Source organism: Sinosporangium album, assembly GCF_900100605.1.
Classification (GTDB): domain Bacteria; phylum Actinomycetota; class Actinomycetes; order Streptosporangiales; family Streptosporangiaceae; genus Sinosporangium; species Sinosporangium album.
This window is the reverse complement of sequence record NZ_FNCN01000001.1, coordinates 203,336-223,655: the sequence shown is the minus strand read 5'-3', so window position 1 is coordinate 223,655 and position 20,320 is coordinate 203,336. Positions and strand designations below refer to the sequence as shown.

The 20,320-nt window shown below is 69.5% G+C and carries 16 protein-coding genes; 7 read left to right on the top strand and 9 right to left on the bottom strand.

The annotated features are described in order from the left end of the window. Positions 1 to 109: 109 nt before the first annotated feature. On the top strand, positions 110 to 361 hold the full coding sequence (locus BLQ73_RS00935) for a type II toxin-antitoxin system Phd/YefM family antitoxin (protein WP_093167222.1): 252 nt from the start codon (positions 110 to 112) through the stop codon (positions 359 to 361). Next, complete coding sequence (locus tag BLQ73_RS00930; RefSeq protein WP_093167220.1) at positions 361 to 783, top strand: type II toxin-antitoxin system VapC family toxin; 423 nt, start codon at positions 361 to 363, stop codon at positions 781 to 783. Before BLQ73_RS00935 ends, BLQ73_RS00930 begins: the two co-directional genes overlap by 1 nt. Before the next feature lie 16 nt (positions 784 to 799). On the opposite strand, the gene BLQ73_RS00925 is transcribed toward BLQ73_RS00930, so the two are convergent. Continuing rightward, positions 800 to 2,542, bottom strand: a complete 1,743-nt coding sequence (locus BLQ73_RS00925) for a pyruvate dehydrogenase (RefSeq protein WP_093167218.1) — start codon at positions 2,540 to 2,542, stop codon at positions 800 to 802. 90 nt (positions 2,543 to 2,632) lie between these two features. Between BLQ73_RS00925 and BLQ73_RS00920 the strand changes: the two genes are divergently transcribed. After that, a complete protein-coding gene (locus BLQ73_RS00920; RefSeq protein WP_093167216.1) occupies positions 2,633 to 3,136 on the top strand; it encodes a MarR family winged helix-turn-helix transcriptional regulator in 504 nt (167 codons plus the stop codon). Beyond that, the gene (locus tag BLQ73_RS00915; RefSeq protein ID WP_218125567.1) at positions 3,117 to 3,302 is read left to right on the top strand and encodes an ATP-binding cassette domain-containing protein; all 186 of its coding nucleotides are present in this window, start codon (positions 3,117 to 3,119) and stop codon (positions 3,300 to 3,302) included. The genes BLQ73_RS00920 and BLQ73_RS00915 overlap by 20 nt, the downstream gene beginning before the upstream one ends. Positions 3,303 to 3,508: 206 nt before the next feature. Here the strand turns inward: BLQ73_RS00915 and BLQ73_RS00910 are convergent, their stop codons facing one another. Together BLQ73_RS00910 and dapF are read right to left on the bottom strand one after the other, a co-directional pair. Then, a complete protein-coding gene (locus tag BLQ73_RS00910; protein ID WP_143020065.1) occupies positions 3,509 to 4,159 on the bottom strand; it encodes a hypothetical protein in 651 nt (216 codons plus the stop codon). Between the two features lie 636 nt (positions 4,160 to 4,795). Then, entirely contained in the window at positions 4,796 to 5,770 is a 975-nt protein-coding gene (gene dapF, locus BLQ73_RS00905) for a diaminopimelate epimerase (RefSeq protein ID WP_093167212.1), read from the bottom strand. A 152-nt stretch (positions 5,771 to 5,922) separates the two neighbouring features. Between dapF and coaE the strand changes: the two genes are divergently transcribed. Then, positions 5,923 to 6,531 carry a dephospho-CoA kinase gene (coaE, locus tag BLQ73_RS00900; RefSeq protein ID WP_093167513.1) on the top strand — a complete coding sequence of 203 codons (609 nt, stop codon included), beginning with the start codon at positions 5,923 to 5,925 and terminating at the stop codon, positions 6,529 to 6,531. A 15-nt stretch (positions 6,532 to 6,546) separates the two neighbouring features. Here coaE and BLQ73_RS32005 read toward each other — a convergent pair whose 3' ends face one another. Both BLQ73_RS32005 and BLQ73_RS00895 read right to left on the bottom strand, forming a co-directional pair. Beyond that, positions 6,547 to 6,717, bottom strand: a complete 171-nt coding sequence (locus BLQ73_RS32005; protein ID WP_176955205.1) for a hypothetical protein — start codon at positions 6,715 to 6,717, stop codon at positions 6,547 to 6,549. A gap of 111 nt (positions 6,718 to 6,828) precedes the next feature. After that, positions 6,829 to 12,636, bottom strand: coding sequence for a WD40 domain-containing protein (locus tag BLQ73_RS00895; RefSeq protein ID WP_093167210.1), 5,808 nt, complete (start codon positions 12,634 to 12,636; stop codon positions 6,829 to 6,831). A gap of 97 nt (positions 12,637 to 12,733) precedes the next feature. On the opposite strand from BLQ73_RS00895, the gene BLQ73_RS00890 reads away from it, so the two are divergent. Beyond that, the gene (locus BLQ73_RS00890; RefSeq protein WP_245690648.1) at positions 12,734 to 13,894 is read left to right on the top strand and encodes an ArsB/NhaD family transporter; all 1,161 of its coding nucleotides are present in this window, start codon (positions 12,734 to 12,736) and stop codon (positions 13,892 to 13,894) included. 15 nt (positions 13,895 to 13,909) lie between these two features. Here BLQ73_RS00890 and BLQ73_RS00885 read toward each other — a convergent pair whose 3' ends face one another. The 4 genes from BLQ73_RS00885 to BLQ73_RS00870 form a co-directional block, all read right to left on the bottom strand. Further along, positions 13,910 to 14,752, bottom strand: a complete 843-nt coding sequence (locus BLQ73_RS00885; RefSeq protein ID WP_093167207.1) for an inositol monophosphatase family protein — start codon at positions 14,750 to 14,752, stop codon at positions 13,910 to 13,912. Positions 14,753 to 14,816: 64 nt separating this feature from the next. Beyond that, positions 14,817 to 15,479, bottom strand: coding sequence for a hypothetical protein (locus tag BLQ73_RS00880; protein ID WP_093167205.1), 663 nt, complete (start codon positions 15,477 to 15,479; stop codon positions 14,817 to 14,819). Further along, complete coding sequence (locus BLQ73_RS00875; protein ID WP_245690647.1) at positions 15,476 to 16,516, bottom strand: hypothetical protein; 1,041 nt, start codon at positions 16,514 to 16,516, stop codon at positions 15,476 to 15,478. Before BLQ73_RS00875 ends, BLQ73_RS00880 begins: the two co-directional genes overlap by 4 nt. Positions 16,517 to 16,805: 289 nt before the next feature. Next, a complete protein-coding gene (locus tag BLQ73_RS00870) occupies positions 16,806 to 17,579 on the bottom strand; it encodes a sporulation protein (protein WP_093167203.1) in 774 nt (257 codons plus the stop codon). A 597-nt stretch (positions 17,580 to 18,176) separates the two neighbouring features. Here BLQ73_RS00870 and uvrB point away from each other — a divergent pair. Further along, positions 18,177 to 20,288 (top strand): excinuclease ABC subunit UvrB, encoded by a 2,112-nt coding sequence (gene uvrB, locus BLQ73_RS00865; RefSeq protein WP_093167202.1) that lies wholly within the window; start codon positions 18,177 to 18,179, stop codon positions 20,286 to 20,288. Positions 20,289 to 20,320 lie beyond the last annotated feature (32 nt).

The following is a 20,320-nucleotide window of genomic DNA, read 5'->3' as shown; positions in this document are numbered from 1 at the left end:
GCGCCGCTGTGACTGCTGACGCCCCGGGTCGCCCGCGGGCGACCCGGGCCGCGATCGGCTACGCTGGGTCTGGACAGACTAGACAGAGCCGCGGCTGGGGGTGGCGAGGATGACCGAGTGGCAGGTGCAGGAGGCGAAGCAGCGTTTCAGCGAGGTTCTCCGGCGCGTGGCCGCCGAGGGGCCCCAGGTCGTGACCAGGCACGGTGAGAAGATCGCGGTGATCGTGGACATCGACGAATATCGCCGCCTCAGCCATCGTTCCCCTGACTTCTCCGACTTCCTGCTCGCTGATCCGGACTGGGGAGACGACGTCGAGTTCCCGAGGAGCAAGGACCTCCCACGCGAGATCGCGTTCGACTGATGGGCACGGGTTTCCTGCTCGACACCAACGTCGTCTCCGAGGTTCGCCGACGCAACGGCAGCGCGCGGGTCAAAGCCTGGATCGGCGCGGCTCACGGCCCGACGCTTTACCTCAGCAGTCTGACCGTCGGCGAGATCCGGTGCGGGGTCGAGCTCTGCCGGAGCCGCGACTCGGTCCAGGCGGCCACACTGGAACGCTGGCTGCACAACCTCCGGCGCCATTTCGGCGACCGCATCGTCCCGGTCACCTCGGCGATCGCGGAGGAGTGGGGCCGCCTCAACGCCCTGCGGCCCCTTCCGGCGATCGACGGGCTCCTCGCGGCCACGGCGAGAGTCCACGGGTGGACGTTGGTCACGCGCAACATGCAGGACTTCGCCGGGACGGGCGTCTCGGTGCTCAACCCGTTCGAACCCACGGGTTGAGGCCCGAGGCCCGCGGTTATGGCCGGGGGATGTTGCGCAGGTTCGACCGGGCCATCTGCACCATCCTTCCCACTCCGCCGTTGAAGACCGTACGGCTCGCCGACAGCGCGAAGCCCGTGACCTGTTCGGCGGTGATCTTCGGCGGGATGGAGAGGGCGTGGGGGTCGGTGACGACGTCCACCAGCACCGGGCCGCGGTGGTCGAACGCCTTCCGCAGCGCCGCCCGCACGTCCCCCGGCTTCTCCACCCGGATGCCGAGGGCCCTGGCCGCCGCGGCGATGGCGGCGTAGTCGGTGTGCGGGTAGGTGGTGCCGTGTGGAGGCAGCCCGTCGACCATCATCTCCAGGTCCACCATCGCCAGCGAGGAGTTGTTGAACACCACGACCTTCACCGGCAGGTCGTACTGCACCAAGGTCAGGAAGTCCCCCATCAGCATGGAAAACCCTCCGTCTCCCGACAGCGACACCACCTGTCGCTCCCGATCCAGGAACTGCGCGCCGATGGCCTGCGGCAGCGCGTTGGCCATCGATCCGTGCACGAACGATCCGATGACCCGGCGCTTGCCGTTCGGGGTGAGATAGCGTGCCGCCCAGACGTTGCACATGCCGGTGTCGACCGTGAACACCGCGTCGGCCCCCGCCTCCTCGTCGAGAATGGACGCGACATATTCCGGATGGATCGGCGTGTGCTTCTCCACGTTTCTCGTGTAGGCGCTGACCACGTTCTCCAGCGCGTCCAAGTGCTTTTTCAGCATCCGGTCCAGGAACCGGCGCGAGGTCTTCTCCTTGACCTGCGGGGTCAGGCACCGCAGCGTCTCCCGCACGTCCCCCCAGACTGCGAGGTCCAGTTTCGCGCGCCGCCCGAGCCGTTCGGGCTCCACATCGACCTGCGCGATCCGCACGTCCCTCGGCAGGAACTCCGTGTACGGAAAGTCCGTGCCGAGCAGGATCAGCAGATCGCATTCATGCATGGCCTCGTAGGCCGCGCCGTACCCCAGCATTCCCGACATGCCCACGTCATAGGGGTTGTCGTATTGAATGTGCTCCTTGCCCCGCAGCGCGTGTCCCACCGGGGCCTTGAGCTTCTCGGCGAACGCCATCACCTCGGAGTGAGCCCCCGCCACGCCCCGGCCGCAGAAAAGCGTCACCTTCTCCGAGTCGTCGATCAGTTCCACCAGCCGCGCGATCTCCTGGTCGCCGGGCCGGATGGATGGTGTCTCCGGCACCATCGCGAGCTCCGCGGACCTCTCCGGGGCGTCCTTCCCGGCCACGTCGCCCGGCAGCGACACCACCGACACGCCGCGCCGCCCGACCGCGTGCTGGATGGCCGTCTGCACCACCCGCGGCATCTGCTCCGGTGTCGAGATCAGCTCGGAGTAGTGGCTGCACTCCTCGAACAGCCGGTCCGGATGCGTCTCCTGGAAATACCCTGTCCCGATCTGGGCGCTGGGGATGTGCGCGGCCAGGGCGAGCACTGGCGCCATCGAGCGGTGGGCGTCGTACAGCCCGTTGATCAAGTGCATGTTGCCCGGCCCGCATGATCCCGCGCACACCGCCAGCCGCCCCGTGAGCTGCGCCTCCGCACCCGCCGCGAACGCCGCCGCCTCCTCGTGCCGCACCTGGATCCACTCGATCGCGCTGTTGCGCCGCACCGCGTCGACCACCGGGTTCAGGCTGTCGCCCACCACCCCGTAGATCCTTCGGGCACCTGCGCGGACGATGAGATCGACGAACTGCTCCGCCACCGTGCGCTTGGCCATGACTCGCCCCCTGAGCTTGGATGTATGCCTTCATACCCACGCAGGGAGACATTTTTGGGTAGCTCTGCCTGAGAGGTAATATGTCCTGATATGGGCGTTATTGGCGATCCGGGCGCCCTGGCGGATGTCCTGGCCGGTGTCCACCGCCTGGTCAGACGCAGGTTGCGCGAGTGCATAGCGGGGCCAAGGCTGCCGATCTCCCATGTCGAACTGCTGCGGCTGGTCGCGGCCAACCCCGGGATCGGCGTGTCGGCGGCGGCCAGAGAGCTCCACCTGGCCGACAACACAGTGTCCACCCTGGTCAACCAGCTCGTGTCGGCCGGACTGCTGCGCAGGGCCACCGCACCCGGCGACCGCCGTACGGCGATGCTCCACCTCACCGGCGAGGCCGAAGCCAGGCTCCGCGAGTGGCAGGAGCGCCGCGCCGCACTCATCAACCGGTACGTGGCACATCTCCACCAGGACGACCAGGAAGCCCTGGCCGCCGCACTCCCGGCACTGCGCCGACTCGCGCAGAGCCTCTGCGAAGAAGGGGAGCACGGTGACGAACACGGTGACGAACACGGCGACGAATATGGCGACGGACACAGTTGACGCCGTCACCTGCGCGGGACTGCGCTACGCCTTCGGGCGCACGACCGCCGTGAACGGCGTGAGTCTGTCGGTCGCCGCGGGGGAGGTGTTCGGCCTGCTCGGGCCGAACGGCGCGGGCAAGACCACCGCGATCAGATGCATGACTACACTGCTGCCCGTGCCGTGACGAAGATCTCGTTGTTGCTCACGGCTGGACGAAGGAGACGTTGGCGCCGATGGGGGAAGGTCTCCGTGAGGGCCTCGACCCGGCGGCCCACCGAGATCAGCTCCTTTTCGTCGTAGGTCTGATAGTGCCTATTATCGGTCTTCTACCGGTCGACCGGCGGAAACCCAGTGCCGAAGACATTCCGCCGAAGTCATTCACCTTATATATCACCAATCCTCTTTCTTGGCAGTGGGCCTTAGGGATTCTTCGTCGAGCAGAAGGGTGGGGAGCGGTCCACGGAGAAATTGTTTCTCCAGCCTGACGCCGCTAGTCAACTCTATGGCAGTCATGCCTGCGGCCCACCAGTGGATAAGTGCCTGCTCATAGCGGTAGTCATCTTCCTCGTCATCCTCATCCCAAGGCATATGTAGTGAGAGAAATTCACGGTGGTCGTTGAAGATCTCAGCCTCGGGGCCATGTGCCCAAGTGGCGTGAAGGAAGTCATGGATTGCAAGGCAGTGGCCATCGCGTGCATAGCAGAGCTGTCCCTTCAGAGACTCATTCCAGGACACGCTCCAGATCTGGGCGCCTATGCTTAAGCGCTCCAATATGGCTGGAGCGGTAAATAGTGAGCCAAGAGGTTCGATGGTCATTAGGGCAGATCTGGAAGTGATGAAGTGAATCGGCATTTCAGAAACCTCCGGCCAATCGTCGAGCGCTTGGGGCTGAAGATCTCCGATATTGCGACCAAGACGACTTGCAAGCTCGTCGACTGTGACCGAGTTTAGATCGCTTCTAATCACAGCCCAACACGCCCCTAGCTCGATGGGATACGAGTTGAGCAGAGATGCGTAGTGCATGAAAATTTCGCTGTGCATATGCATTCCTGATCAGGGATAGAGTGGATCTAGAGGGGTACACAAATGCACCCCTCTAGTATTTCTTACGCTTTAAGTTAGAAGTCTATGGTCTCGGGCTGGGGCGAACGGCATCTACATAAAAGGGATCCCAGTTCAAGGACTCCCTCGCCAAGGTCCTTCGTGAGCCGCTGCCAACAGATCAGACCGCACGCCAGGGAGACGAAGGCGTGATGAAGTTCGAGACGGCTCTCTTAGCAGACGGCGAGCCGCTTGAACCGGTGTAACAAGGCCCGAGGTCTGTTCGACGACATACCGCAGCCGACCCAGACCGCCGGGATTCGGTTAGTCCTTTCGCGACATGAACAGGACCGGGGGACCAGTCCGAATAGGCAGCAGAGGTTCGATCAGGGCCCACAGGTTGTCGTCCACGATCTACAGTCGAGTGGTTAAGCCCTCGCAAAGAGTGACCTGCCAGCCAGGTCGCGCCTGGTGATGCATCAATTACAAGGTCTTGTTGCGAGCTCTATGGGTTCGGCGGAGTCGGGCGCTCATGGCTTTTGTAGTTGGAAAGCTCTCGTTCGAGAGTTGGCGTAGGAAGGGTACTGCTGTGCGTCCTTGGAGGAACGTACGGTTGGTGCTCCTTCACAACGTCGGTTACAGCACCACGCCGAGTTCGGCGAGGCGGGTGCGGTTGGCCTGATCGAGGACGGTGTAGGCGGCGACCTCTTCGGGGAACCGCTCGGTGTGCACCTCGAAGCCGGGGCCGGCGATGGCGTCTTCCAGGTTGACGGTGCTGCTGGAGACGAAGGTCGCGTTGCCCTGGAGGGTGGGGACCAGCCGGCCCGACTCCTCGTGGAAGGTGGCGGTGCTGCGTCCGCCGGGGTTGCGCACGGTGAGGGCGGTGGCGGTGGGGAGGCCGGCGAGGCGGGCGTAGACGGCCGAGGAGGCGATGACGCCGGAGCCGCAGGAGAGGGTGAGGCCGACGCCGCGTTCGAAGGTGCTGACGAAGATCTCGTTGTTGCTCAGGGGCTGGACGAAGGAGACGTTGGCCCCGATGGGGAAGGTCTCCGTGAGGGCCTCGACCCGGCGGCCCACCGAGATCAGCTCCTTCTCGTCGTAGCGGTCGACGATGGCGATCAGGTGCGAGTTGGGCACCGCCAGCGCGGTGAACCGGAGCGGTGACCCCAGCGCGGGAACGGCCTCGTCGAACCATTCGTGGGCGCCGGCCACGATCGGGGTGTCCACGCGGAACGCCACGGGCGGCAGGGAGACGGCGATCTGGCGCACGCCGTGGCTGTCGGGGGCGCGGTCGATCCGGAACCTGTAGGGGCCGGTGTGGACGACCGCGGAGTCCTGGCCGCGCCGTTCGAGGATGTAGCGGCCGAGGCACCGCATGCCGTTGCCGCACAGACTGGCCTTGGAGCCGTCGGGGTTGTAGAACACCGCTTCGGGCGTGTCCGTCACTCGGTCCACGAAGTAGACGCCGTCCGCGCCGAGGGGCCCCGTCCGGTCGCAGAGGCTGCGCACGGCCCGGCTGAGGTCGGCGTCGAGCGCAAGGCCCTGGGGCAGCTCGACGACGAGGATGTCGTTGCGTGCCCCGTGGGTGGAGAGAACGTCGAGAACGGTCATCAGGAACCTCCGAGGAGACCCCCGCCTTCAGGCGGGGGAGGAATCGGACGCCTGTCGACGTGGCGCTTTTCCGGTCCGGTCATCATACGCGGCCCGCGCCCCCGGAGATCTCGGCCGCCGCCCAGGCCACGGGAGGACGTATGCTGCCGAGCGTGTTGAAGGTTGCGCTTACCGGTGGGATCGGGTCGGGCAAGAGCGAGGTCTCGCGGCGGCTGGCGGCCCTGGGGGCCGTGGTGGTGGACGCGGACAAGATCGCTCGCGAGGTGGTGGAGCCGGGTACGGCGGGGCTCGCCGCCGTGGTGGCGGAGTTCGGGCCGGAGGTGCTCCGGGAGGACGGCACGCTCAACCGGGAGCTGCTGGGGTCGATCGTGTTCGCGGACTCGGGCAGGCTGGCGGCGCTCAACGGGATCGTGCACCCGCTGGTGGGGAAGCGGGCGGCCGAGTTGCAGGACGCGGCCCCGGCGGACTCGATCATGGTCTACGACGTGCCGCTGCTGGTGGAGAACGGCCTGGCCCCGCTATACGAGGTGGTGGTCGTGGTCGACGCCCCGGACGGCGTCCGCATCGAACGTCTCATGAAAAATCGGGGCATGTCCGAAGTCGACGCGCGTGCCCGCCTCGCCGCCCAGGCCAGCCGCGAGGCCCGCCTCGCCGCGGCCGACCTGGTGATCCCCAACGACGGCCCCCTCGACGCCCTCGACGCCCACATCACCGCCCTCTGGCAGGCCCTCCAAGCCCGCAAGGCCGCCCAGTCGGCCTGACGGACGGCCCGGTGGTCAAGGGACGGCGGGGTCCGGCAGGCGCTCCAGGCACTCTGACCGCTGGACACCGGACAGCTTCAAGCATTCATCCTGCTCATTGTCGTAACTGATGTGACTCCAGACAACGAACCCCATAAACAGAAGAAACAGGATGAACCCTAAACAGCCGCCGCCTTGGTCGTTCACGATCAACTCCCGCTGAATCGCGATGGTGAGTCTTTCTGTGAGTGTGCGCGCAACGCGATGAATTGCCTAGAAGGCCGGTGAATCCCCAGAGACCGTCCCCGGGGCCCGCGCTCAGAACTCCGCCTCCAGCGGCATACGGCGCACGCCGGGAAGGTAGGAGTCCAGCTCCCCGAGCTCGAACCTGCACATGCCGACTGCGTGCCAGAACTGGCCGCTGACATCCCCTTCGTACTTGTAGCGCCCATCGGGGGCGAGGGCGGCCCACCCCTCGGGGAGCCCGAGGAGGGTGGCGTGCCGTCCGGGGACCCCGGCGACGTTCCACAGGATCGCGGTGCCGTCGTCGCCCGAGCTCGCAAGGAGGGAGCCGTCGGGGGAGAAGGCGACCGACCAGACGCGGCGGGTGTGGCCGTGGAGGGTGTGGCGGAGGGCGCCGGTGCCGGCGTCCCAGAGGCGGATGGCGAGGTCGTCGCCCGCGGTGGCGACGGTCAGGCCGTCGGGGGACCACGCGGTGGTCCAGAGGCGGCCCGACGGGTGCGTCAGCACCGTCGCGGGGTAGACGCGGGAGCCCGACACGTGCTTGAGGACCGCGGACTCGCCCCGGCCGGGCAACGCCACGCCGGGGCCCGCCAGCCGCGACAGGCCCTCCGGGCGGTCCGGGGTGCCCGTGTACGGCGACAGCCCCCACACGATGGCCCGCCCGTCGTTGCCGGCGCTCAGCAGCCGCGTCCCCTCCGGGTCGAACGCCACCGCGTACACGCGGTCCTCATGGCCCTGGAATGTGGCGACGAGGCCGCCCCGATGGACATGCCAGATGCGGACGAGCCGGTCGTCGCACCCGGTCGCGACGTGCATGCCGTCGGGGCTGAAGGCGATGGACCGGACGCGGCCCCGGTGGTCGGCGAGGTCGGCGATGAGGCGGCCGGTGGCGTGGGACCAGATGCGGACGCTGTCGTCGTCGTTGGCGGTGGCGAGGTAGTCGCCGTCGGGGCTGAACGCCTCGGCCCACACGTGGTCGGTCTCGACGTTCATCTCGCGCTCGTAGCCGCCGCCGGCGGCGTTCCAGAAATGCACGCCGCCGTCGTTGCTGGCGGTCGCGAGCACCGGGCCGGCGGGGCTGAACACGGCGGAGATGAGCCGGTCGGCGAAACCGGTGAACGGGCGCAGCATGCGGCAGGTGCGCGGGTCCCAGACCCGCACCACGCCGTCGTTGCCGCACGTGGCCAGCATGCTGCCGTCGGCGCTGAAGCGGACGGCCGAGACGCGCCTGCCGTGGCCGCGCAGGAGGCGCCGGCACTGGCCGGTGGCGGGGTCCCACAGCCGGGCGGTGCCGTCGTTGCTGGCCGTGGCGAGCTGACGCCCGTCGGGGCGGAAGGCGAACGGCCACACCGCGCCTCGATGCCCGGTGAGGTCGCGCCGGCGCGACCACGTGTCCGTGTCGCGGATCTGGACGGATCCCGCCGCGTCGGCGCTGGCCATCAGGGCGCCGTCGGGGCTGAACGTGACCTGGTAGATCGCCGAGCGGTGGCCGGTCGGGGCGCCTCGGGGCCGCCCGGTGGCCGGGTCCCACAGGCGCAGCACGCCGGAGATGTCGCCGGTGGCGAGGACCCGCCCGTCGGGGGAGAAGTTGACGGCGTAGACGCGGGTGGTGTGGCCGCGCAGGAGGCGCAGCAGGGCGCCGGTGTGGGCGTCCCAGACGCGTACGCCGCCGTCCTTGTGCCCGGTGGCGAGCAGGGTGCCGTCCGGACTGTGGACGGCCCGGTAGACGGCGCCGCTCGCGCCATCGGTCAGGGTGTGCCGGATGCTTCCGGTGGCGGTGTCCCAGACGCGCAGCGCGGCGTGGGCGTCGCCGATGACCAGGGTGCTGCCCGCGGCGTCGAAGGCGGCGGCGTAGAGCGGCGCGTCGTGCCCGGTGAGCTCGTGCGCCAGGCGTCCGTCGGCGGTGCCGTACAGGCGCACCGTGCCGTCGCCGCCTCCGGCGGCGATCAGGCCGCCGTCGGGGCTGATGAGGAGGGGCCACACCCCGTTGGGGTGTACGGCGAGCTCGTGGAGCTGTTCGCCGGTATACGGGTTCCAGACGCGCACGGTGCCGTCGCTCGCGCCGGAGGCCAGCAGTTCGCCGTCGCGGCTGAACACGATGGCGTAGGCCCGCCCGCGGTGGCCGCCGAGGGTGCGCACCGGCTGCCCGCTGCCGCTGTCGCAGATCAGCACCGAGCCGTCCTCGCCCCCGACGGCCAGCAGGTCTCCGTCCGGCGAGTACGCGATCGGGTCGGGCAGTCGGCTCGTCTGGAAGTGGTAGCCGTACGGCACGCCCAGCGCGGCCGGGGCGAGCTGGATCTCGACGGGCTGCCTGGGGGTGATGGCTGCGCCGCGCAGCTCGGGCACGTCGGGGAGGCTGCCGGTGGTGTCGATGAGGGCGGCGCGGTGCCAGCGGCTGTCGTCGAGCGCCACGTCGCGCAGGTCGGTCCGTACGAGCCTGGCCCGCCTGAGGTCGGCCCCGGTCAGGTCGGCCCCGGCGAGGCGGGCCTCGTCGAGTCTGGCGCCGACGAGGCGGGCGTCGCGCAGGGTCGCGCGGTGCAGGTCGGTGCCGACGAGCGTGGCGCCGGTGAGGTCGGCGCCGGTGAGGTCCACTTCGCGGAAGTCGCGGCCCGACAGGTCCTGCCCGCTGAGGTCGGCTCCGCGCAGGTCGGCCCTGGCGGACGTGCGCAACCTGGTGGTGATCTTGAGCGCGTTGGTGCGGGAGACGTCGTCGGCCCCCTGGCGTACGAGGATGCTCTCGGCCCAGGCGCGGCAGGCGGCCACGTCGGTCAGGTCGCACAGGAACTCGACGGTGAGCTGCGACAGGGGCCGCCGGGTGAGGGGGAGCGGGTCGTCGATGATCTCGGCGATGTGCCGCGCCACGAGCCACTCCATGACCGACGAGTGGATGAACCCGAACAGGCCCTCGTCGGTGCGCACGAGCAGGCTGCCGGTGCCGACCGCGTGCGCTGCCTGCTGCACCGAGAGCTGCCCGTCGGCCAGGTCGGCGAGGGCCTCGGCCACCTCGGTGAGCTCGGCGAGCCGCAGGTAGGACTCGCCGGTCTCCCACAGGCGCAGCGCGAGCACCGTCACCGCCCGCCACAGCTCCGGCAGGCGCAGGCCGCCGGGCGTGCCGGGCACGCCGCGGGTGCGGTGCTCCTCGAAGGACAGCCAGGCGCCGAGGATCTCCTCGTAGAGGCGGGCCGCGCTGACGGCGCCGCGCGCGCCGACGACGGTCCGCAGGCTCTGGTCGGGCAGGTCGGCGATGAAGCTGAGCATGCGCGGGTTGCCGGCCAGGCCGATCAGATCCTCGATGCCGCTCATCAGCGACAGCCTGGCCTCCGCGGCCTCCTCGTCGGCGTAGCGGTTCACCAGGTAGGACCGGATCTGCTCGCCGCTGAACCCGGCCAGGCCGAGGACTCGGCGCAGCGGCAGCGCCCCCACCCTCTCGCCCAGCGCGGTCAGCACCTGGCTCTGCGAGGTGAAATGCTGGGTACGGCTCGCGACCACGATCTTGGCCTTGTGCTGGGACGCCTGAAGAAGCGTCTCCAGATGGTCGGTGGCCCGCTCGTAGGTCACACGGGCCACGAGCTCGTCGAACCCGTCGAACAGCAGGACGACCCTGCCCTGGCGCAGCAGGTAGTGGAACGCCTTCAGGTCGATCACGTCCTCGCCGTGGTCGGCGAGGTGGGCCGCGACGAGACCGTCCACCGAATGGGCCTTGTCGAGCATCCGCAGCTCGATGAGGATCGGGATGAGCTGCGGTAACTCGCCGGGGATGCGCCGCGCCACCTCGCGCAGCGCGAAGCTCTTGCCGTGGCCGAAGTCACCGAGGAGCAGCACGAACCGCCCGTGCTCGCCCCCGATCAGCCGCATCAGCTCGTCGGTGAGCCCCTCCTTGACCCCCTGGCCCGCGCGGTCGAGCTCCCGGTAGCGCTGCGGGACGTACAGGCTCCGCTGGTAGCGCCGGTCGGCCAGGATGCGCGTGGTCTGGTCGGCGACGTAGGCCGACAGGTCCAGCAGCCCCTGGAATTCGGTGAAGCTGCGCAGCCGTACGCCGCGCCGGAACAGCTCGTCGCGCAGCGCCCGCGCCGGCGGCGGGCCCTCGTAGACGAGTTCGACGGTCTGCCCGGGGCCGGCCGCGTGGACGTGGCGCAGGAAGTCGGCCACGGAGTCGGCGCTCACCTCGCCGGCGTGGGCGCCGATGCGCGATTGCCGTACGAAGCCGTCCTCGTGGTAGGTCACGATCAGATGCGGCGGGTTCAGGTCGACACGGCGGATCCTGACCTGGTCGTGCCGGGCCTCGCAGACCTCGGCGATCCGGTCGAGCAGCAGCTCGGCAGGTGTCGGCGCCGCCGCGTGCTCGGCGGGCGCGGCCTCCTCGCGCGGCGGCTCCCCGTTCGCCGGCTCGGGCACCGCGAAGGTGCCCTCGGCGTCCGGCCACCGGTGCGCGGTGCGCCGCGGCGGGGCCTCAGGCGTCCACAGCCGCATCCCGTCGGGGGTGATCTCGATGACCTGGTGCCGGCCGGGGCCGGGCGCGGGCACCCAGAGCGGCTGGGCGTCGCGCGCCGGTCCGTCGCCGTGCGCGAGCAGGCTCAGCCGGTGGCCGAGCAGCCGGTCCAGCGCGGAGGCGTCACGCACGTCGCCCGGGGCGTGCCCCATCATGCCGAGCCGCAGCCAGCGTCCGCGCTCGTAGGCGCGCAGCCGTTCGGCGAACCACGCCGCCTGCGCCTCGCCCACGTGGCCGTAGCGGTCCTCCTCGCGGTGGCTCATCGCCATCGTGGTGTTGAGGCCCGCCACGACCAGGCGCAGGTCGGGCACCGTGAACAGGGTCCACGGCTGGGCCGCGTCGAAGACCGCGCCCTCCACCCCCTGGTAGATCTCGCCGAACATCCCGGCGAAGAGCCGCCACTTGGGCCAGTACGGCGGTTGCGGGCGGATGTCGTCGGCCTCGCAGTCGTTGAAGTAGGCCCGGCACGCGGCCTTCGTCACGTCCCGCGGCCCCGGCACCACGACCACCCGGTGCTGCTCAAGCCCCACCAGCATGCGCATCCCGGACAGGAACGTCGTCGCCTGCCCGAACTGGCGGAGCGTGCCGGACTCGGTGAGGTCGCCGGTCACCAGCAGCAGGTCGGGGCGCGGCATGCCGCCGTCGCTCATGCGCGTCAGATCCGCCCAGATCCGCGACTGGAGCTCTTCGGGGGTGAGCGGCTCGTCGGCCTCGGCGAGCGCCCGTCCGAAGCGGGGTCCGCCGACGCGCAGCACCGTGACCCGCTCGCGCGGGGTGTCCGCGGCCCGCGCCGCGGGGAAGGCGGGCCGGGTGATCCGGCCGCGGAGCGAACGCGCCTCTGCGCGCGGGCGGGGGACGCGGGGCAGCGCCACGGGAGCCCCGGGCGACACGCCGGGACCGGCCGGGTCGGGGTCGGCCGGGCCCGGCGGGTCGGGCGGGAAGTTCGGACGGTCGGCGGGCTTGGCGCGTCCGGCGACGGTCTCGGCGATGCGGGTGAGCAGCAGCGCCCTCGCCCGCTCCTGGTCGTTCACCCCGGCGAGGTCCACCCAGGTGATCGTGGCCAGCAGCCCTTCCAGCCTGCATTCCGCGAGGCGGACCGTGACCAGTTTCTTCGACGGGTCGTCGGGGCTGGCGCGCATCGCGGCCTGCCATTCCATCCGCCCGTAGCGCGACTGGAGGTAGTTGTCCGACAGCACCGCCACCACGACGGCCGCCTCGCGGACACCCCGGTCCATGAAGTCGATGAAGTTGGTGCCGGGCACGAAGTCCCACGCCTGGATCATCGTGCGGTATCCGGCGGACTCCAGCTCCCAGGCGATCCACGTCGCCCACGCCTCGTCCGCGGGCGAATAGCTGATGAAGATGTCGATTGCCGTGGAAGTGCGGTCCGCCATGCGATCAACTCCCCCTGCCCGAAGCGGCCTCAAGTATGGCCGCTGAGTCTCAAGGTTTGGAGATGCTTGTCTGAACCGTTGTGCGATCATTCCCGGTGTGCGGCTGAGCGTACTCGACCGGGTCAGGATCGGTCTGCTGGCGGTGGGCGTGGCGTGTGTGGCCACGGGTCTTCTCCCCGTCGGGAAGGCCGTGGACAGCCTGGGCAGGATCGGTCCGCTGCTGGTGTTCCTCGTCGCGGTGATCATCCTGGCCGAGCTGGCCAAGGAGGCCCAGGTCTTCGACGCCATCGCCGAGCGCGTCGCCGTCGCCGGGCGCGGCAACTACCTCGCCCTGTTCCTGCTCTGTACGGCTTTCGCGTCGCTTGTCACGATCTTCCTGAACCTCGATACGACCGCCGTCCTCCTCACCCCCGTCGTGCTGGCCCTCGCCCACCGAGCCGGGATCGCCCCCCTGCCCCTGGCCATGACCACGGTCTGGCTCGCCAACACCGCCAGCCTGCTCCTGCCGGTGTCCAACCTGACCAACCTGCTCGCGATGGAGCGCATCGGCCTGTCCACCCGCGACTTCGCCGCCCGCATGTGGGCGCCCCAACTCGCCGCGATCGGCGTGACCATGGTCTTCCTGTGGGTGTTCTACTGGCGCCGCTCGGCGCGCGGCGCCGCGGCCTACACGCCCCCGGCCCCCCAGCCGATCAGGGACCGGCCGCTGTTCCTCATCGCGGGCGCCGCCTGCCTGCTGTTCATCGCCGCCCTCGTGGCCGAGGTCGAGGTGTGGATCGCCGCGCCCGCCGCGGCGGCGGTCGTCGCGCTGGCCTTCGCCGTACGGGACCGGGCGAAACTCACCTGGAGCCTCATCCCGTGGCAGCTCGTGGTGTTCGTCTCCGGTCTGTTCCTGGTGGTGCCGACCCTGGTGGAGCAGGGGCTCGGCAGCGTGATCGCCGGCCTCGTCGGACAGGGCGAGCACAGGGCCGCCCTCGCCGGGGCGGCCCTGTCCAACCTGATCAACAACCTTCCCGCCTACGCAGCGGGGGAGGAGGTCATCCCGGTCGACGGCGGCGATCAGCTTCTGGCGCTGCTCATCGGCACCAACGTCGGGCCGCTGATCACCCCGTGGGCCTCGCTGGCGACGCTGCTGTGGTTCGAATGGTGCCGCAGGCAGCAGGTCGCGGTGCCGCTCGTGAAGTTCACGCTGACCGGCGCGGGCCTCGCCGTACTCGGGGTGGCCGCCTCCGTCGCGGCGCTGACGCTCACCGGCTGACGTTCACCGGCTGGTTCAAAGACCGGCGAACGAGGGGAACGCCGCCCGCACGCGGGCCGCGTCCGCCGCCGCGCGCAGCAGCTCGTCGAGCATCGCCGGATGGCAGGCGACGAAGCTGCTGCCCTCCTCGCCCGCCGGCGCCGTGCCGTCGAACGGCCCGCCGTCGAGCGCCCGCACGGTCATCCCCGCCTCCTGCGCGATGAGCACCCCCGCGTGCAGGTCCACCGTTTCAGTCCGATAACCCACGATGCCGTGGATGTCGCCCCGCGCCAGCATCACCCACGACAGTAGCGGCGCCCACAGCTGCAACACCCGTCTGGCCCGCGTCTCCAACGTCAGTTTGAGCGCCCGCGCCGCCGGGTCGTCCCTGGCCACGCCGTACCCCTGCGTCCAGGCCAGCACCGGCCCGTGCGCCGGCGGCCGGTACGGCGGAGCCACCGGCCCCGACGGCCCCGCCGTACCGCCACCGCGCACGGCCGACCACGTGTGCCCCGTTACCGGCTCGTGGACCACGCCGACCACAGGGAGCCCGTCCTCGCATAGCGCCAGGCCCACCACGAACGCCGGCAGGCCGATGGCCAGGTTGTTGGTGCCGTCCAGCGGGTCGATCAGCCACGAGTACCGGCTCTCGGCGCTCCCGAGCGTGCCGGACTCCTCCGCCACCACCGTGTGGTCGGGGAACTCCGTGAGGACCCGGTCCAGCAGCACCTTCTCCGCGGCGAGGTCCAGATCGGTGACCACATCGCCCGCGTCGCCCTTGGCGTGGACGTTCACGGCCGCGCTGAGGCCTTCGCGCAGCAGCGCGCCCGCTGCCTCCGACGCCTCCACGGCCACATTCCTGGCGTGATCGAGATTCAACGGGTCCTCCTCAATCACGGCGATCCGCGTGCGGGCGCTCGCCGGTCGGGGTCGGTGGGACGGATCACGTCGGAGGCCGGGCGCGGGCCAGCAGGCCGTGCGCCAGATGTGCGGCGCGCGCGGTCTCCGCGGCGTCGCACAGCGTCCTTCTGACGTGGTGTGGTGCGGCGTCGAGCGGTCCGAGCGACAGGTCGCCCGATCCGGGGATCGTACGGCCGAGGGCCACCGTCGCTGCTTCCCCGCCCTCGGGGATCACACTGCTGTGGAATACCCCGGCGGGCAGCGCGTACGTGTCACCGGGCCCCCACAATTCCGATGCCCCGCGGCGCAATCGCACTGTCCTCGCCGTGGGGCGTATACGGTCGCCGTCGGCGCCGCTGACGACCTCCAGCACCCGGTGCGTCGGGTCCAGGTCGGCGTCGCGCACCTCGGCCAGCTCGTTGCCCACGTGGCCGTACAGCACATGGCTGGTGAGGTCCCAGCTGTGGCAGTGGATCCGCGAGGTCGTCGGCTCGGCCATCGGGAAGGCCGCCGACCAGATGTGGAGGCACACGCCGTACTCCCCGTCGCGCACCACCGGCAGGCACAGGAACCCCAGCGGGTGGCGCACCGCGACCAGCGGGGACAGCCCGAAGACCAGGGAGTCCAGCACCGCCAGGGCGAACGGCTCCGCCCCGCCGGCCCGCAGGGCGTCCACCACACCTGGGTAGTCCTTCGGATAGGTCATGGCGGGACCTGCCCGTAAGGGTCCTTCGCCCTCAGGGCCTTGCGCGTGATGGAGACCACGTCGTGATCGGTGTACGACTTGGGGAGGGGGAGGCCGACCCGCTCGAAGAGTTCGAGGACCTCCTCGATCGTCGGCTCGTTGCTGAGCGGAACGGACCGGTAGCGCTCCATCGGCACCCGGCGGGCCTGCTCCAGGCTCGTGCGTAACTCCGTGTCGCTGCACTCGTAGTAGAACGTCCCGGCCAGGGCGAACATGGCGCGGTTCGGATCCTCGACGGTCATGACGAGCGAATGGCTCGACAGGTCCCAGCGGAAGGTCGTCATGGTGGACGACAGCCCCACGGCGATGTCGAGCAGCCCGTAGCGCTGGCGGTGCCAGAACGCCGCCAGCACCGTCGCGTAGGACTCCTTCCGCGCCCGGTCGGTCGTCCACACCTCGCCCGTGCCGTCCGGGTGGTCCGACAGCGACCGGCGGTAGTGCGCGTACGACTCGCACACCTCGACGTCGGACGGGTCGATGATCTCCAACGTGACCGCGAGGTGGCGCTTGTCCCTGCGGGCGGCGGCCACGCACTCCGGCAGGGTGACGGCCCTGATGTAGGTTCCGGTGCCGCCCTTGAACGACCACCGGCCGGCGTCCTGGCGGGCTTTCGCGAGGGCGGTGGTGATCTCGTTCGAACTGCCCAGCACCCGCACCAGCGCCGCGTCGTCCAGGGCTCGGCGCGTGCCCTCGACCAGGCTCTCCAGTCGTTCCAGCCGGCCCAGCCGCTCGGGCAGCTCGGCGAGGGCGCCGGTGCTGAACGCCTTCTCCAGTGGCTCCTGCCGGGACCGGTCGCGGATCAGGGCGGTGGCGACGAGCGCCAGGATCACCAGGGTGGCCCCGCTGATGAGCTGGTTCTGGAGGGCGTCGGGCACCTGGTCGTCGGGCAGGATGCCGAGCACGCCGACCACGATCGCGAGGATCAGCGCGATGGCTCCGTCGGCGTTCTTCCCCGCCCAGGCCGCGAACGCCGAGATCTTCGTGATGAACCGCCGCATGCCCATCCCCGCGTTCGTTGATCAACTTTGGTGATCAGAACCGCCCGCCGTCATGGTAGCGAGGAGGTCATCCTTCGGCCAGATCTCTAGAGGACCGGAACACCTACCGAAGTGGGAGGAGAAAACCGCCTTTAAGGGCATGAGCTGCGGCAACCAGCGCAATAACGTTTAAAGGCGCACCGGCGGGGGCGGTGTGGCCCGCGCGGCGGAGCGGTGGCGCCGTGGCCCGCGCGCTGGGCGGGCGGGCCACGGCCGTACGAATGCGGCGTCGAGGGCCTGGAACCTGGACCTAGAACCAGCCGCGGCGCTGCGCCATGGCGCGCAGGCCGTCGTGCAGCGCCTGCTCGGCCGCCCCGGGATGGTCGGAGTACCTCACCGTGAAACGGTTGTAGGTGTCGTGGCTGGAGCTGAGGAAACCGCCGCGCTTGTCGGCCTCCAGGATGACGTCCATCTGGGTCGGGCCCGCGATGAAGGTCAGCTCCAGCTCGTTGAAGTGGCGCGACCACTCGTGGCCCGCGTAGTACTCGATCTCCTGGTAGAACGGCATCTGCGAGCCGCGCAGCGTGCCGCGCTCCAGGTCGGCCTTCTTGAAGCGGAAACCGGCCCGGTCGAGGGCCGCGATCAGGTGCTCCTGGGCCGGGAGCGGGTTGACGAACAGCGGGTCCAGGTCGCCCTTGTCCATCGCGCCCGCGAGGGCCAGCTCGGTGGCGACGCCGAGGCGCATGCCGCGCAGCGGGTGGCCGCCGATCGCGCTGATCGGCGTCTCCCACGGCACGGGGATCTCCAGCGGCACCGAGTGGGTCGCGCCCTTGGCGAGCTGGAACGGTCCGGCCACCTGCCGGCGGAGGAAACTGTAGGTCGCGTTGTACTCGCTGTCGCCGCTCTCGACCTCGACGACGGCGGTGAAGTCGATGTAGATGCCTTCGACCTTGTGGTCCGAGCCGCCTCCGCGGAAGTTGACCTGACCCCGCAGGACCTCGCCGGGGCGGACGTTGGAGTTGGCGAGCACTGTGTCGACTTCGACGCCTGCGCCGAACGCGGCCATCAGCTTGCGGAACACCATGCGGGAATCTCCCAGTAAAGGTAGTGACTTCGTTGGACAGCGGATGTCGGGTACAACGGGTGAGATGGGGGTGTCGTTCCCAACTGTCATGGTCTGGCATTGGGAGGGGGCGTTCATCCCATTTGTGATGCTGACTGGGTTTCGCGGGTGGAGTGCCGGTATTAAAGGATCACCTTGAGGTTCGTTGCCCGTGATCTGGGTTATAGACCGCGTTCACGGTCTGTGTCCATAAGGTCGGGGCGGCGAGTCGAGGTGGTCGGGGTGATGGGGGTGCTGACCTGTGATCATCGCGGCCGGTGCGAATCGGAAGGTCGGGAGTGATCGGCCCGACATCACAGTCCGTGATGAAGCACCCCTTGTGGTGCATTCCTTACATAGAGGCCAGTCAAGGGCAATTCGCTTGCGGAGGGCTTAACGAACAGTTGATGTCCGGTCCTCGTACGGCGGGGCGAACGCAGCGTTTCCCGCCTCTCCGCCTCCCCGGCACCCCGGCGCACGGCCGTGGCGTGCGGGCGGGAGGGCTCGTGCGGCGGGCCGGGGAGGCCCGGCGGGGGAGGGCGGCGTGGAATGTCGGTGGGGCCGCCTACAGTGGGTCGGGTGAGGCCGGTTACTGACTTGCAGCGCAAGGTGGCACCCTTCGAGGTGATCACAGAGATGACCCCGTCCGGCGACCAGCCGACGGCCATCGCCGATCTGGAGCGGCGCGTTCTGGCGGGGGAGAAGGACACGGTGCTGCTCGGTGCCACCGGCACCGGCAAGACGGCCACCGTGGCCTGGTTGATCGAGCGCCTGCAGCGCCCGGCGCTGGTGATGCAGCCCAACAAGACGCTGGCCGCGCAGTTCGCCAACGAGCTGCGGGAGATGATGCCCAACAACGCGGTCGAATACTTCGTCTCCTACTACGACTACTACCAGCCCGAGGCATACGTCCCGCAGACCGACACCTACATCGAGAAGGACTCCTCGATCAACGACGAGGTCGACCGGCTCCGCCATTCGGCGACCAACTCGCTGTTGACGCGCCGCGACACGATCGTGGTGGCCTCGGTGTCGTGCATCTACGGCCTCGGCACCCCGCAGGAATACGTCGACCGCATGGTCAGGCTCAAGGTCGGCCAGGAGATCGAGCGCGACGCGCTGCTGCGCAGGCTCGTCGACATGCAATACGCCCGCAACGACCTCGCCTTCACGCGCGGCACGTTCCGGGTGAGGGGCGACACGATCGAGGTCATCCCGCAATACGAGGAGCTCGCCGTCCGCATCGAGATGTTCGGCGATGAGATCGAGAAACTCGCCACGCTCCACCCCCTGACGGGCGAGGTCGTCACCGAGGACGAAGAGCTCTACATCTTCCCCGCCTCCCACTACGTGGCCGGCCCCGAGCGCATGGAGCGCGCCGTCCGCGACATCGAGGCCGAGCTGGAGGAGCGCCTCGCCGAGTTCGAGCGCCAGGGCAAGCTCCTTGAGGCGCAGCGGCTGCGCATGCGCACCACCTACGACATCGAGATGATGCGCCAGGTCGGCACGGCCTCCGGCATCGAGAACTACTCGCGCCACATCGACGGCCGCCCCGCCGGGTCCGCCCCGCACACCCTCCTCGACTACTTCCCCGAAGACTTCCTCCTGGTGCTCGACGAGTCCCACCAGAGCGTCCCCCAGATCGGCGCGATGTACGAAGGCGACGCCTCGCGCAAACGCACCCTCGTCGACCACGGCTTCCGCCTGCCCTCGGCCATGGACAACCGCCCGCTCAAATGGGAGGAGTTCCTCGACCGCATCGGCCAGACCGTCTACCTGTCGGCCACGCCCGGCCCCTACGAGCTGGGCCGCGCCAAGGGCGAGGTCGTCGAGCAGGTCATCCGCCCCACCGGCCTCGTCGACCCCGAGATCGTCGTCAAGGCCACCAAGGGCCAGATCGACGACCTCATGCACGAGATCCGGGTCCGGACCGAGAAGGACGAGCGTGTCCTCGTCACCACCTTGACCAAGAAGATGGCCGAGGACCTCACCGACTACCTCCTGGAGAACGGCATCCGCGTCCGCTACCTCCACAGCGAGGTCGACACCCTGCGCCGCATCGAGCTCCTGCGCGAGCTGCGCATGGGCGAGTTCGACGTCCTCGTCGGCATCAACCTCCTCCGGGAGGGCCTCGACCTGCCCGAGGTCTCCCTCGTCGCCATCCTCGACGCCGACAAGGAGGGCTTCCTCCGCTCCGAGACCTCCTTGATCCAGACCATCGGCCGGGCCGCCCGAAACGTCTCCGGCCAGGTCCATATGTACGCCGACACCGTCACCCCCTCCATGCAGCGCGCCATCGACGAGACCAACCGCCGCCGCGACAAGCAGGTCGCCTACAACCAGGCCAACGGCATCGACCCCCAACCCCTCCGGAAGAAGATCGCCGACATCCTCGACCAGCTCGCCCGCGAAAGCGCCGACACCGAGCAGCTCCTCGGCGGCGCCGGGCGCCAGCAGTCCCGAGGCAAGGCCCCCGTCCCCGGCCTCTCCTCCAAGTCCGCCGGCCAGCACGCCAAAACCATCGCCGGCGAGATGCCCCGCGCCCAGCTCGAAGCCCTCATCGAGTCCCTCACCGCCCAAATGCACCAAGCCGCCGCCGACCTCCAGTTCGAAGTCGCCGCCCGCCTCCGCGACGAGCTCAAAGAGCTCAAACGCGAAGTCCGCGACATGCGCGAAGCCGGCGTCAGCTGACCCTCCGAAGCCCTGCCTCCACCACACGCCCG